A 13,887-nucleotide genomic window follows, 5' to 3' on the forward strand; every position below is an offset into this window, starting at 1 on the left:
AGGCAAGACAATCCTGAATATGACAAGTATAATAATATTAAACGTCGAACAGGAGTGGTCTATATGCGCTCAAAAAGAAATAAAACAATTGATTTCACGCTTGAGGAAGCTTCACCTGAGCTCCTTAATCAAATTATTCAACCTACTGATAATCTCCAGACAATATCCGATAAGATTATCAACGGGGATTCCTTCAAAGTAATGACTAATTTATCACCACATCAGGTTGATCTCGCTCTTATTGACCCTCCTTACAATCTTAACAAACAGTATGATGGTTTAAGCTTTAAAAAAATGTCCACAAACCAATATCAAACTTACACGCAAAAATGGATTGACCTCTTAAAGCCATTATTAAAAGAAAATGCTAGTATCTATGTTTTTTCTGATTGGGCAACCAGCATGGCACTTGCACCGATCCTGGAAAAAAATTTTACAATTCAAAACCGGATTACTTGGCAGCGAGAAAAGGGCCGAGGTTCAATGAAAAATTGGAAAAACGGGATGGAGGATATTTGGTTTTTGACCGCTAACCCAAGTGATTACACCTTTAATGTCGACCAAGTTAAACAGCGACGACAGGTGGTAGCTCCTTATCGGCAAGATGGGGTAGCTAAAGACTGGCAAGCTACTAAAAATGGTAACTTTCGGGATACGATGCCTTCTAACTTTTGGGATGACATTTCAATTCCGTATTGGTCAATGCCTGAAAATACTGGTCACCCAACACAGAAGCCCGAGAAATTGCTTGCAAAAATCATTCTTGCCAGTTCTAATCCCAATGACTTCATTTTTGATCCTTTTGCTGGTTCCGGTTCGAGTTTAGTAACTGCTGCTAAGCTCAATCGCCACTATCTTGGAATCGAGCAAAGTCTTCTATATTGTGCATGGGGACAGTACCGACTTAATCAAATAAAAGATGATCCTAGCATCCAAGGCTACACTGACGGGGTCTTTTGGGAACGCAATACCTTGGCAGTACAACGAAAAATTAAACGCCAACAAAGGGCAAGTGATGAATAAATTAAAGAGAGGCTGTTGAAAAAACGAAGTTTTTTCTCAGCCTCTCTTTAATTCTACTGCTTATCCTTAATATCAAATTCTGGGAACCAAATACCAATTTCGCGAGTAGCACTATTAACGTTATCAGACGTATGAATGATATTTCGTAAGTTACCATCAGGCCATTCACGACCATAGTCACCACGAATTGTTCCCCATTCAGCTTCACCAGGGTTAGTAGCACCTGCCATGTTATGAATAGCTTGAATTACATTAGTACCAGAAACAACAATTCCGACAATTGGTCCTTCTGTCATGTATTCTAACAATTCAGGAAAGAATGGTTTGTCAACTTTATCAAAATAATGTTGACGAAGCTTTTCTTCTGATGGGTCAATCATCTTAAGAGCTTCAATATTATATCCTTTCCGTTCAATACGGGTAATAATGTCTCCAATATGACGAGTCTTTACCCCATCAGGCTTTACTAGTACAAGTGTGTATTCGTCTTTAACCATGGCGAAGCATCTCCTTTTTCTATATCTACTCCATTAGATTATCATAAGTCGACACTTCTTGAAAGCGTTTTTAGACAATAGAAAAATTTAATTTTTATTTGGCAATTGATATTCAATCGTTAAAAGACGCCCAGCTTTCTCGCTAATTGCGTCGCTAACTGAACCGTTGCTTAAAAGGACCAGTTCATGCATTGCCCGTGATGCCATTGTATAGATCATACCGACTTCATCAGTATTAGCTAGGTTTTTAGCAGAGACATCCGCAGCAAGGACAGCATCGAATTCAAGCCCCTTTGCTAAGTAAATTGGGAGAATTAAGATCCCCTTTGGCAATTCACTTGCATCCTTATCGAGGAGATGAATGTTTTCAACCTTTTGCCGGTGAAGTAATTGATAAATAACAGCGGCTTGCTCTTGATTTTTGGTTAAGATCGCTACAGTTTCATGTTCGGCAGCTAATTTAAGCGTCTCATCTAACAAGCTTTGCTGACTCTCTTTATCAGAATAACGGACTAACAAGCGTGGTTTCTTTCCATGGCGAGTGAAGGAAATTATTTCATCTCCATCCGGCAACAAGGCCTTCGCAAAATTAGTAATCTCCGTCGTGGAACGATAACTCCGCCGTAAAGCAATTAGATTAGGTCGCTTTGCCTTTAATACCCCACTAAGTTTGTTTAATAACTCTTCTGGTAGCTGCAATGGCTTAAAAAGAGCCTGTTCACTATCACCGAGGACCGTAAATTTAGCTTGGGGAAAGGCGTGTTTTAAGTAGATTAACATCGCTGTTGAATAATCTTGCATCTCATCAATAAATACATATTGAAAAGAACGATTTTGTCCTGTACCGGAAATCAAATCACGCAGATACATCAAAGGTGCCGCATGCATTAATTCCAGCCGATGATATTCAATCTCATCTTGAAAAGCAAGAATCATTGTTGCCCATTCCCGCTGACTAATTGTTTTAGGCACCTCAACCTGATGCAAAAACTTATTATATTGATTATAAAAATCGAGAAAGTAATTATTATAGATCGCATCTGCAATCACACGTAAGCGTCGTTTAGCTAAGCGCCGCGAAAGGTAAGCATATTGCTCATCTTCATCCTTAAAGTCATCAATTGTCTTCTTACCATAAAGGTTGTGCAATTGTTGTAAATCAAGTGAATCCAATTCTTTAGCTACCCAATCTTTTTTAGCTTCATCTTTAACTCGCCGCTGCAATTCACGAATTAACTTATTTTTTAATTGAACTAACTTATCAGCAGGAGCCATCGTCAATGGTAATTCTTTATAAAGATCTTTGACATGATCAGCCGAAAAGAAAACTTGACCATTAAAGCGAATATCAGCAAACTGCAAATCCTCAATTGTCATTTTCTCGACATAATGTGCAATTGACGTCATAAAAGATTCGCTTTCAATAAAGTCAGCAACAACATGAGAAGCATTTTCAGGTGTTTGCCGTTCTTCATAGCGATCAAATAATGTTTCTACTTGTAAGCCCTCAAAACGCCGCCGGATAAACCCTTCTAATGTTACTTGCCGCATATTTCTTTCACCAAGACTTGGCAAAACTTCAGAAATATAGTGGCTAAATAAATTATTGGGACTAAAGAGGACAATCTGGTCAGCATTCAATTCTGTTCGACTATGATAAAGCAAGTATGCAATTCGCTGAAGGATCGCTGAAGTCTTTCCCGAACCAGCCACTCCTTGTACTAGCAAAAGATCACTACGCGTATCACGGATAATATCATTTTGCTCTTTTTGTATTGTTGCCACAATATTATGCATATACTGGTCATTTTGCTTTCCAAGAGCTGCTTGCAAAACTTCATCACCAACCGTTTCATTGGTATCAAACATGTTAGTGATCTTACCATCCTTAATAGTGAATTGGCGTTTCTTTTTTAATTCTGTGGTTTGCATCCCAGCTGGCGTTTCATAATTGACTTTCCCAAGGGTACCATTATAGTAAACCCCAGAAATCGGTGCCCGCCAGTCATAAATTAAAAAGTCTGTTTTATCTTCATTCATTAAGGAAGAAGTACCAATATATAGCGTTTCACTCTTATCTTCACCAGGATCTTGAATATCAATCCGGCCAAAATACGGTGACCCTTTTAAGTTTTTCAAAGTTCTTAACTGGTGCTTTAGAATTGATTCACTTTCCGCTGCTCGTGAAACCAATTGTCGCTGCTGTTCAATCATTGACCGAGATTCGGCAATATCATCAACTTCATAACGGTTAATGGATGCATTTTCACTATAATTACGTTCAACTGCCCGTGTTTCACGATGAGCATCTTCAACAGCTTTAGTGGTAGCAGCTACCTGTTGGTCAATTTGTTTTTCAACATTATCAACCCGCGCTTGCTCCGTTTCTCGTTCATGATTTTCCATCAAAAGCCCCCTTTACTCAAGTTCGTTGGCTGATCGTTTTAATGCATTCTTTAAAATAAATGGCGCTAATACAGTTGCGATAATAATCACGGTAATTACATCTGAATAATACATTGGCGAAAGAAGATGTGCTTCATAACCAATCTGGGCTGTAATCAATCCCATTTCACCACGGGCAACCATCCCACTACCGACAACATAAGAACTTGGCATACTAAAGCCAGATAGCTTAGCACCTGCTCCACATCCAAGCAGTTTTGTTAAGCATGCAAGAATCGTCATTACAATAACAAAGACAAACGATTCACCAATATTATCAAAGCGCATGTTCAACCCTACACTGACAAAGAATAGCGGAATAAACATTGCATACCCAATTGGAATAAAACTCCGGTCAACAACTTCTTTATGCTTGGTGTTAGCCACAGCAATTCCAGCGAAGAAAGAGCCAACAGCCCCACTTAAACCAACATAATCAGCAACTGCGGCCATGCCTAAACAGATAATCATCGCCATTACCGACGTTGAAGCAACTGTTAATAGGCGATCACTCATATGAATCAGGTAAGGTGCTAACCAACGAATCAATAGGTAAGTTCCACCAAAGAACACTAACTGCATCAAGAGAACAATTCCTAAAGGCTGACCATTGCCGTGACCACTATTACTGCTTCCATTGATTACACTAATCATCACACTTAATAAGATAACACCAATAATATCATCGGCAACCGCTGCTCCAAGCACTGTTGCCCCCTCTCGGCTATCTAGGCGATTAAATTCCCGTAAAACTGCAACTGAAATACTAACAGATGTTGTCGCAAAAATAACCCCGATAAATAGTGATTCAAGCTTAGTAAAGCCAAACATATAACTTACTGGTCCCATAATTACAATGGGAACAATTACCCCCAAAAGCGCCACAACAACAGCGGGCTTTAAGTATTTTCTTAGCAAGGATAGGTCACTTTCCAATCCTGCGATGAACATCAAGATAATAACCCCAATTTCTTGAAATTCATTCATCATTGAGTTTAAATGAACCCAATCTAAAACAGCGGGTCCTGCAATGATCCCAACCAGGATTTGTCCAATCACTTCTGGAATCTCAACGCGACGACATAAGTGCGCTACGATCTGAGTTGCAAGCAACAACCCCGCCAACACTGCAATAAATTCCATTTCTTTTCCTCCAATTTATCAATTAAGCTAATGCTACATAATTTTGATTTTAACATAGCTGTAATTTCAATCCTAATTATATTACTAGCAAGTCCATATTATTAAAATACGCCGTTTGTAAAAACAAAATATCTGGTGTTGATATAGAAAGTGACATTTCTATATCAACACCAGATATTATAGAGAACATTTTCGTAGAAAGTATTTTTAGTCAACCATGCCAGTTGACAGATATCCAATTATCTCTTTAAGTCTACATCGGTCATTATCTTTTTCATCGCTTAACTTCTCTTGATTTAAAATCCTTTAAATGAGTTGTATAGCGGGGATCAATAAAGTCAAGTTCAAAATTTTTAACCCACTCTGCAACTTCCATCGCCAACTCACTAGTCATCGGATACGACGCTTTGATTTGTGCTGCAGTAATACCATCAATATGAATGCCAGCAGTTACGCAAAGATTACCTGGTACTTGATCAGCAATTTGATCAACGAATAGTTTTGCTAAAAGAATGTCTTTATGCTTTCGTCCATCATGACTGGCAAAATAAACTTGCTCGATTTTGCCAGTTTGCTGATCAAAACTCACAATCCCCCCTAAATGAGGCAAATCACCACCACTTAAGTTAACTATTAAGTCCCGATTCATTAACGTTACATCCGCTGAAAGTGAGTAGCCCACGTTTTTTACAGCAAATAACTTTTTGTGTATTAAGTCAGCCATTCCATCTACGCCCGATTTCATTTTTAATTCTTAATGCATCCATTGTCTTCATAGTTTGATGATTAATGATATCCTGAATTGTTTGCGGATGATCATAAAACGATGGAATTGGGGGAATAATTTGAACCCCTAATTTAGCTAGCTTTGATAGATTCTCTAAATGGATTGCCGAAAGCGGAGTTTCTCGGGGTACCAAAATTAATTTGCGTTGTTCTTTAAGCATTACACCAGCCGACCGCATAATTAGGTCTTCGTCAAATCCGATACTAACTCCAGCAATTGTCTTCATACTGGCCGGTACAATCACCATTGCATCTATAAGAAAAGACCCACTGGCAATTCGCGCACCAAGATTATGATTATCATAGACAAAATCAGCCATCTCCGCTACTTCTGCTGGTTGGTAATTAGTTTCTTTCTTTATATTTTCCTTTGCCCAATTACTCATAACCAAATGAGTTTCAATATTAGCAACTTGCTTTAACTTTTTAAGCAAGTCAATTCCATAAATACTTCCAGATGCTCCAGAAATTCCAACGATAATCTTTTTCACACTAATCAATCCTTATTCTAGGTACTTTTTCCAATTAGGCATCTCTTTAAACCTCGAACGAACAAATTGACCTTTCATATCAAGTGGGATCGTCCCATCGATAATAGTCTTCGAACTCATTCCCTTTACCCGGATTGATTTAGGATCATACTGTGGTTGTTCCGATGGATCAAGCGGGTGATTACGCATTCCAGGAATGCAAATAAAATCTTGATCTGCTTGGAACCGAGTGTTCATTGTCCAAACCACATCATTCATATCAAAAATATCAACATCCTCATCGACTAGCCAAACAGTCTTCAACTCCTTAAAAGCAGCAAAAGCTAAAATGGCAGCCTGACGTTGGATTCCTTCATCTGCAGGATTGTCCTTATGAATTTGCATAATGGTCATTAACTTACCACCCCCAGCAGGTGGATTGTAAACATTAACCACTTTCCCAGGAATAGCCTTATCAACCAACTCTAAAATTGATGCTTCCGTTGGAATACCAGCCATTGAAACATGCTCTTCACTTGGCCCGATAACCGATTGCATAATTGGATTATCTTTTCGGTGGGTAACTGCAGTGACTTTAACTACATTAACTGCAGGGTTAGCGACACCATTATAACCAGGAAATTCTGGCATGGCAAATCCTGTATTAGTATTAATATCTTCCTGCATTGTTTCATTAGGCATAATATAACCTTCAATTACATATTCACTTCGCGCTAATGCTGTTTCATCTACTGAAATACCATTGACTAATTGAACTGGTTCATTACGAAGTGCTCCAGCAACATCTAATTCATCGTATCCCAAGGGTGTCGTTGGTGGTTCAAAAGTTGCCCCAATTGTAACCGCTGGATCCAAGCCAATATTAATTGTGATTGGCATCGGCTTATTTAGTTTTTCAAACTGCTTTTGAAAATGTCCAATATGGCGACCACCAGGCATCACATACATTCCGAGTGTATCTTTATCTTCTAGTACCATACGGTGAATTGTTACATCACTCATCTTTTTATCTGGATCGGAACCCTTTACTAAGCCACAAGTAATATATGGACCAGCATCATACTCTGTGTTAGTTGGCGCAGGCACTAATTTTCTAATATCAAAACCAGGATCAGTCGCTAAATGAACTACTTCCTGGACTGGTGCATCCTCTTTATCGACCTTAATTGGGTGGACAGGATTTTCAACCGCATCTTTTAGAAAACGGCCTAGTGTTTTATAATCATGGTGCAAAATCCGTCCATCACGTTTACGACTGGCCATTAAACCAGTCAATACTTGCGCATTGGGAAAGCCCTTTAAATTATTAAACATCATAGCAGGGCCTTCTTGCGTCGGTCGCTCAACAGTACCACCAGCACCAATGTAGCGGTAAACACCTGCAATCTCTGCATCAGGATCGATTTCAATATCAGTCTCATGATAATCTGCGGGGTTGCCTTTAATCTCACGTAATACTTTTCTTAAATCCCAAGGATCCTTAGGTAAGGTCGTCACAATAAGTCACCTACTTTTATTTTTAACTTTATAATAAGTGCTCTTGTGACTAATCATCAATTCCATTTTTAGCGCTAACTATTCCGTTTCGGAATTGCGAAATTTTGCAAATATTCCCAATATTTCTTGATTACTGGTGAAGTACTTTGGCGATCTTTGGCAAAAAATAAATAGCTTGTTTTTGTCGGTTGCAGTGGACGCAAGACTACGCCTACTTTTGAAGGACGGGGCTGCATTATAATTGCGACTCCTTGATTACCCTTAACCATCTGAATAAGTGAACTAATCCGCTCACTTACAAATGAAATTTTAGGTGCAAATCCCGCTTCATGACACAAGTCAATAACTGGTTGATAGAGCAAACTATTAGGAGAAAGCATAATGAAGTTTTCCGCCTTTAATTGCTGTAAGTTAATATCTCGTTCCTTAGCAAGAGGGTGATTCTTATTCAAACAAACCACGAATCGTTCCTGTGAGATCAGTAAGGTATCATAATTGCTAAACTCTGCTGGTTTTTTTAACGATCGAGTATAGACTAAATCAAATTTCCCTCTATTGAGTAATTCTAATAGATTATTAGTCTCTTCTTCATGTAATAAAATATTAATTTGTGAATGCTGGCGCTGGTAATTCAATGCTTTTTGAAAGATGTCATTATGATAAAAACTAGGGATAACGCCGAGCTTAATTTGATTACTATCATATTGGTTTGCTCTTCTTGCCTTAGTTATCAGCTGCTCATTTAATTCAACAATTTTACATGCTTCTGGTAAAATTACTTTTCCTAAATTAGAAAGTATTACCTTTTTATTATTACGGTTGAATAGCGGATGTCCTAATTCTTTCTCCAATGATTTAATCTGTTTTGAAATCGAACTTTGACTAACATACAAATTATTAGCTGTTTCTGAAAAATTAAGGGTATTAGCTAGGTCTATAAAAGTCTTCAACTTATTAATTTCCATAATTTCACCTCAAAATAATTAAAGTGCAATAATTTATAATTAATAACAAGTATTAAGTGTATTAGTCGTCAAATCAAGACTATCCTAGTCTATTGTTAATAAATAAGCCATCTACGAACCACACAATTTCAAAGCCAAAAACGTTGATATATCAACGGTCAGAACCTCTTCTAATTTCTAGTTAAACACAAAATGTGTTTTTAAATTTTTATGTGGCTAAAATTGTGTTTAGAATCATAATTTACAATAATTAAAAAGTATTCACTTAACTCTATAAGTATACAAAAAAGCCTACCCAATAAGCTTTTTTGGCTTACTCTGTAGACTTTTAATTAGTTATAAATGCTTCATAAAGCCATCTAGCGGGTTCGAACCCTATTCTTGTTTTCACAATAGTCACAAGGGATCTCACTACACTAAACGCCTAGGATGTTGCATTCAAGTTGCACTACTCTTCTAACCAATTATTCATTGAATCAGCAATAATATCCTTAGAAGGGTGAACATATTTTTTTAAATAAACCTCAATCGAATTTCCTAAACGACTAGATGCTATAGCAGGATTAATATTCTTCGCACAGAGTAACGTAGCAACTGAATGACGACAGGTATATATGCTTATTGGTAATTTTCCACTATCAATCTCACATACTTGACATGCTTTTCTCAATGCTTCGTTAACTGCTTTTTGATTAATAACTTTTCCTTCTGAAGCTTTCTTAAAATCTCGAAGACTCAACAAAATATACCCTTTATTGGGTAGGTTATATCTTTTGAGAAAACGAGCTTGTTTTTCTTGAAAAGTTCTAAGCGCATCAACGGTTTGGGGATTCAAAGGCAAAGAATTTCTTGTCTGTCCAGGCATCCTACTTTTAAGATGACCATTCATTTTCCCCTCTAGCTCGTTCCAGGAATCACTTAAACAGAAAATATTAAATTCTGAACCGCCTTCTGTTTTTTCAACGGTTAAATCCTCCCACTTGAGCGCCTGAACTTCACCCGGTCGACACCCAATGCTTAAGCAAATTAGTACCCCAACTAATGAAACTAATTGTTGAGGACTCTCTTTATTTATTCTAGATATTACATACTTTTTAAGTACATTTATTTGCTCAGTACTAAAAGTATATTTCTTTTTCTTAGGAGACATTTCACCTTTTCTAAACCATCGGCTTATAAATCTAGCCGGAACTGGATTTTGTTTGTAAATCGTCCCAACCAGCCTAGAAAAATATGTTCTAAGATGTTGAAATCTTCTACTCATAACAGTGTTATAAGCTACTGATAAATCCTTATCAGAAACTAACTTCCGCGCAAATAACCTCATCACGTTTTCATCAACATTTTTTAATTTAATGTTCGGTAAATATTGTTCAAGGATGTGTAAAGTATATAAATGGTCATTGTATGTCCGCTTTTCCCAGCTTCCTGCTCTATTTTCTGATTCTAAATAAGCAGTATAAGAATCAACTAAGTTAAGATCTTTATCCTTGTAGAAGGTGGATTCGCGTTCGAAATCTACCATCAATTTTTGATAAACTTTATTTGCTTCTGTCTTAGTTTTACAATACTTAACTGGTAAGCTTACAGTGTTTCCAGCTGCATCACGCGGTTGAGCACGAACCCGATACTCATTGTAATGTTTAGATTTCTTATTTGTAATTTTAGTAACTGACATTGTAATCACTCCTATAAAAAGGGAGCAATAGCTGATGCCATCGCTCCTAATATTAACACCTCATTACTTCTTTTTCCATGTTGTCTGCTGCTTGTACCCCGCTACACATAACCAGTTTTCTACCTCTGAAAGGTTGAAATACTTATAGCTATCCTCACTAAGCTGGTGGTATGGCAGTCCCAATTTTTGTAATTTACGTAAATAGCCGGTACTTATACCTAGTTTTTCTGCCGTTTCCTTGGTATTTAAAAACTTTTTTCCTATCATTTCCATCACCATTAATTTGATTAATTATGTCTATAGGAATAAAATGAAATTGTAAATAATTTTCCTAATCATCAGTTTGCTTTGGTTGGCTCTGGTGATTTTTTTCTTTTTCTCCGATTTCATCCCCATATTGCTGTAGTTCCCTTAGAGTAAACATTGACCCTAATCCCTTTTTTGCGTATGGATTAGTATAGCTGCTCCCATATTCTACAATCCATCTATTCTTTTTAGGATCTATATCATATACATATTGCGTGATTTGATCATATGAAAATTCCAACTTCATTCCAATGCGTCGATCAAGCTGTTCAAAAGTATCAATTTTACTTTTTACATTATTCATGCTGTTGTAAAACTGTAGAGGATCGTACACACTAGTTAGAAAAATAAAATCAGATTGAAATGGTGGATTATGATAACGAGCAGTAAGATTCTTTCTATATAGATATGGGTCACATATCTGCAATAGATCAGCATAAGTAATAGTATTTGGTCGGACTTCATCAAAAATTAGCACCTGTTCTCCACGATACCCTTGAAAAGGATCATTCTGACTGGTCGTTACAAAGTAACTTAATCCACGTTCCTCAGCAAAATGCTTAGCGAAACTGGTTTTCCCTGTTCCGGCAAACCCAGATAACCAAGAAACCATGATCATGTCTCCTTTTTCCTCCTTCTTTTTCACCCATCGCTTACACTTTTCCTCTAAAAGATAAGTATCAATCTGGTCTAGATTTTTAATATTCCTAGCAAGCGTCGCGCCACCTTGTAATTTCAGCAAATTTTCAGCTTCACTACGAGAAATATTCTCATTAGCATATTCATCAAGAATATCTGCAGTTGATTTAATTTCTTCTGTCTGCTCAACATAAGACTGATAATCAAAGTTTGCCTGTACTTCAGAAGGATCATATTGATGTTTTCCCTGTTGCTTAGCTTCCTTGGTATGATGAACAAGATAACCCATCAGATTCTTGGTACTACTAGCTACTGATTGACCACGTTTAGTAAAACATGTGATTTGCTGTGATCGATCATTCAGTATTTTCGACAAACGTGAAATTGTTGTACGCTTAGTCAAGGTAAAACCTACATGAACATGTGGTGAAACTTTTTTACCTTCCTTATTAACATCCTTATCGTGAATGATCCAAGCAATCTTATCAAGATTAGGAATCGTTTTAACCCGACGAATTAAAGCATCAGTAGAATCAAAAGGTAAATTTAAAATCTGCTGAGTATACATCCAGACCCTGGAACGAACTTTAGGGGTTTCTTCCTTCTTCTTGCCTTCTGCGCCTTCATTCTGGCTATTTTCTGACAATAGTTTCATTCCTTTCTATTGCGCCATCAATCTGTAAAAAGTGTCTTCACCACGGTTTGATTGAACAAGCACATCAAACCGCAAGATAACAATCAATAAAAGTAGTCTGTGTCATCATCTACACTATCTACTCGATTTAAGACTTCAAAAATATCATTAAAAGAATAGAAAGGGATTTCGTTTAAATCTTTTTCTTCCAATAAATTATTGCAAAGTTCTCGAATTGCCATTAATGCTAATGTGTTGTCAACATCACTTGCCGAATGTTTTTTACGCATTTCATACTGTTCGAATGGCATCATCATTCCACCAGGGCATGGATCATTGTATACGTCATACAGGCACAAAGCATTACATAATTGTGAACTAACATAATGTAATACCTTATAACTTTCTTTCATTGCCTCGTCCATGCTTAAATAATCATTTTCGAAGACCTCATCAATTTTGTTTGCCATGTCTTCTATCATTTCTGTTTCAATACTCTTTTCCATCTTTTTCTCCTTTTGTGATAAATAACCTTACATGCATCTTTACGATATTCGCTTACAGCAAATGCTAATCCTTGCGCTCCCTTTCGAGCCTACCGGCTCTCCAGTCCACTCAGGATTAGCATTTTCCCGCCATTCAGATTATTTCTACAAACTATGCAAAGTTGTCATTAGCATCCACGATACCAGATATGGATTGTAACCTCCTCGGCATAGGAAGCGATATAACTCCATCACGAACGGTTTATATTCACTATCGGAAAATTCCGTAGCTAGCAACTTTTGTAATTCCAGATAAATTCCATATTGCGTATCCATTAAGGCTCCACGATGGTCATGCAGATATTTATAATATCCTTTCGTGTTTCTAGCAGTCGCACTTCTTTTGACCAACTCTAGAACTGGTTCCTCACCTTTCTTAGGATTCTGCTTTCCTTGCCATCTGTTCCAATCATTATTTTCCTTCTGAATGAGATCATTGTAGTAGTCTGCTATCTGCCTATTACTCTCGTCGTCGTCAACGATTTCTTGATACCTCTTGTCCAGAAACTTCGATCGCTCTTTCAATGCTTGGGCTTTCTTTTCTAGTTCAGTTTCCTTCTTGGATAATGATGCAGCAAGCCGTTCATTTTGTTCTTTCTCATGGAAGAAAACATCAATTGCCTTAAAAGGCTCTTGATGAAGCTTGCTCTTAGCGACCCCATATCCTGCTCCTAGAACGCCAGCGCCTCCTACCATTCCAGCTAATAGTGAAGCAATCATTTTTCTCCCTCCTCTACTTTTGAAAAGCTTCCTAAAATACTTACATGTACTGGCGCAAAGCTACTCTGAGAATTAGGATTGTTGAAGGCGAACGCGCTCGAGCTAATTATCCGAAGACGCACCCTATCTCCAATCGCAACTTTCTGAGAATTTGCCTTAGAAACCTTTACGGCTATCCGCTCATGTCGGGAGTGTGCTAGTTTCCCATCCAGAGCTTGCACTGTGACCCGAGCACCCAGTTCTGGATGCTTCTCGTCATCGATATCACTAATATCAATGACAAGCAATGTACAGTTCTGTAGCTCCTTCTGGATATCACCTTTCAGCCCGGCCAATGCAATATAATTTCCCTTATTATCCATATAATTCAATCCTTTCTTTTTAATATTTCTCTGAAAATAAGAGTAAAATAGTAGTGTGAACATCTATCTATCTCTTACTTCACTTAATATGATAGACCTTTGGGCTTGGCATTCCGAATCGATTCACCGCCTAGACATACCGGTCTAATAGGCACC

General features: G+C 37.5%; 13 protein-coding genes. 1 reads left to right on the forward strand and 12 read right to left on the reverse strand.

Annotated features, from left to right (window positions below):
• Window positions 1–63: 63 nt before the first annotated feature.
• Window positions 64–1,023: a DNA-methyltransferase gene (locus LMC10_RS03855; RefSeq protein ID WP_229268978.1), complete on the forward strand. Its 960-nt coding sequence runs from the start codon at window positions 64–66 to the stop codon at window positions 1,021–1,023.
• A gap of 53 nt (window positions 1,024–1,076) precedes the next feature.
• On the opposite strand, the gene ndk is transcribed toward LMC10_RS03855, so the two are convergent.
• From ndk to LMC10_RS03915, 12 genes are all read right to left on the reverse strand, one after another.
• A complete protein-coding gene (ndk, locus tag LMC10_RS03860) occupies window positions 1,077–1,520 on the reverse strand; it encodes a nucleoside-diphosphate kinase (protein WP_003665559.1) in 444 nt (147 codons plus the stop codon).
• A gap of 87 nt (window positions 1,521–1,607) precedes the next feature.
• Complete coding sequence (gene helD, locus LMC10_RS03865) at window positions 1,608–3,926, reverse strand: RNA polymerase recycling motor HelD (protein WP_229268979.1); 2,319 nt, start codon at window positions 3,924–3,926, stop codon at window positions 1,608–1,610.
• Window positions 3,927–3,938: 12 nt separating this feature from the next.
• Window positions 3,939–5,108 carry a cation:proton antiporter gene (locus tag LMC10_RS03870; protein WP_229268980.1) on the reverse strand — a complete coding sequence of 390 codons (1,170 nt, stop codon included), beginning with the start codon at window positions 5,106–5,108 and terminating at the stop codon, window positions 3,939–3,941.
• Between the two features lie 274 nt (window positions 5,109–5,382).
• Entirely contained in the window at window positions 5,383–5,832 is a 450-nt protein-coding gene (gene lpdD / locus LMC10_RS03875) for a prenylated flavin chaperone LpdD (RefSeq protein ID WP_229268981.1), read from the reverse strand.
• The gene (locus tag LMC10_RS03880; protein ID WP_324294049.1) at window positions 5,825–6,385 is read right to left on the reverse strand and encodes a UbiX family flavin prenyltransferase; all 561 of its coding nucleotides are present in this window, start codon (window positions 6,383–6,385) and stop codon (window positions 5,825–5,827) included. The genes lpdD and LMC10_RS03880 overlap by 8 nt, the downstream gene beginning before the upstream one ends.
• Before the next feature lie 12 nt (window positions 6,386–6,397).
• A complete protein-coding gene (locus LMC10_RS03885; RefSeq protein WP_229268982.1) occupies window positions 6,398–7,882 on the reverse strand; it encodes a UbiD family decarboxylase in 1,485 nt (494 codons plus the stop codon).
• Window positions 7,883–7,956: 74 nt separating this feature from the next.
• Window positions 7,957–8,847: a LysR family transcriptional regulator gene (locus LMC10_RS03890; protein WP_122480907.1), complete on the reverse strand. Its 891-nt coding sequence runs from the start codon at window positions 8,845–8,847 to the stop codon at window positions 7,957–7,959.
• 448 nt (window positions 8,848–9,295) lie between these two features.
• Entirely contained in the window at window positions 9,296–10,525 is a 1,230-nt protein-coding gene (locus LMC10_RS03895; protein WP_229268983.1) for a tyrosine-type recombinase/integrase, read from the reverse strand.
• A 331-nt stretch (window positions 10,526–10,856) separates the two neighbouring features.
• Window positions 10,857–12,116, reverse strand: coding sequence for a Rep family protein (locus tag LMC10_RS03900; protein WP_228342090.1), 1,260 nt, complete (start codon window positions 12,114–12,116; stop codon window positions 10,857–10,859).
• 92 nt (window positions 12,117–12,208) lie between these two features.
• Window positions 12,209–12,610, reverse strand: coding sequence for a hypothetical protein (locus LMC10_RS03905; RefSeq protein WP_228342089.1), 402 nt, complete (start codon window positions 12,608–12,610; stop codon window positions 12,209–12,211).
• Window positions 12,611–12,754: 144 nt separating this feature from the next.
• On the reverse strand, window positions 12,755–13,369 hold the full coding sequence (locus tag LMC10_RS03910; RefSeq protein WP_228342088.1) for a hypothetical protein: 615 nt from the start codon (window positions 13,367–13,369) through the stop codon (window positions 12,755–12,757).
• Window positions 13,366–13,731, reverse strand: coding sequence for a hypothetical protein (locus LMC10_RS03915; protein WP_228342087.1), 366 nt, complete (start codon window positions 13,729–13,731; stop codon window positions 13,366–13,368). Before LMC10_RS03915 ends, LMC10_RS03910 begins: the two co-directional genes overlap by 4 nt.
• Window positions 13,732–13,887 lie beyond the last annotated feature (156 nt).

The organism is Limosilactobacillus reuteri subsp. simiae (assembly GCF_020784875.1).
GTDB lineage: Bacteria > Bacillota > Bacilli > Lactobacillales > Lactobacillaceae > Limosilactobacillus > Limosilactobacillus reuteri_H.

Bases quoted from the DNA above. Each gene is read 5' to 3' on its own strand.
- LMC10_RS03905 (WP_228342089.1), bottom strand. From the start codon at position 12,610: ATGGAAAAGAGTATTGAAACAGAAATGATAGAAGACATGGCAAACAAA.
- ndk (WP_003665559.1), bottom strand. From the start codon at position 1,520: ATGGTTAAAGACGAATACACACTTGTACTAGTAAAGCCTGATGGGGTA.
- LMC10_RS03915 (WP_228342087.1), bottom strand. From the start codon at position 13,731: ATGGATAATAAGGGAAATTATATTGCATTGGCCGGGCTGAAAGGTGAT.
- helD (WP_229268979.1), bottom strand. From the start codon at position 3,926: ATGGAAAATCATGAACGAGAAACGGAGCAAGCGCGGGTTGATAATGTT.
- LMC10_RS03910 (WP_228342088.1), bottom strand. From the start codon at position 13,369: ATGATTGCTTCACTATTAGCTGGAATGGTAGGAGGCGCTGGCGTTCTA.
- LMC10_RS03895 (WP_229268983.1), bottom strand. From the start codon at position 10,525: ATGTCAGTTACTAAAATTACAAATAAGAAATCTAAACATTACAATGAG.
- LMC10_RS03890 (WP_122480907.1), bottom strand. From the start codon at position 8,847: ATGGAAATTAATAAGTTGAAGACTTTTATAGACCTAGCTAATACCCTT.
- LMC10_RS03870 (WP_229268980.1), bottom strand. From the start codon at position 5,108: ATGGAATTTATTGCAGTGTTGGCGGGGTTGTTGCTTGCAACTCAGATC.
- LMC10_RS03855 (WP_229268978.1), top strand. From the start codon at position 64: ATGCGCTCAAAAAGAAATAAAACAATTGATTTCACGCTTGAGGAAGCT.
- lpdD (WP_229268981.1), bottom strand. From the start codon at position 5,832: ATGGCTGACTTAATACACAAAAAGTTATTTGCTGTAAAAAACGTGGGC.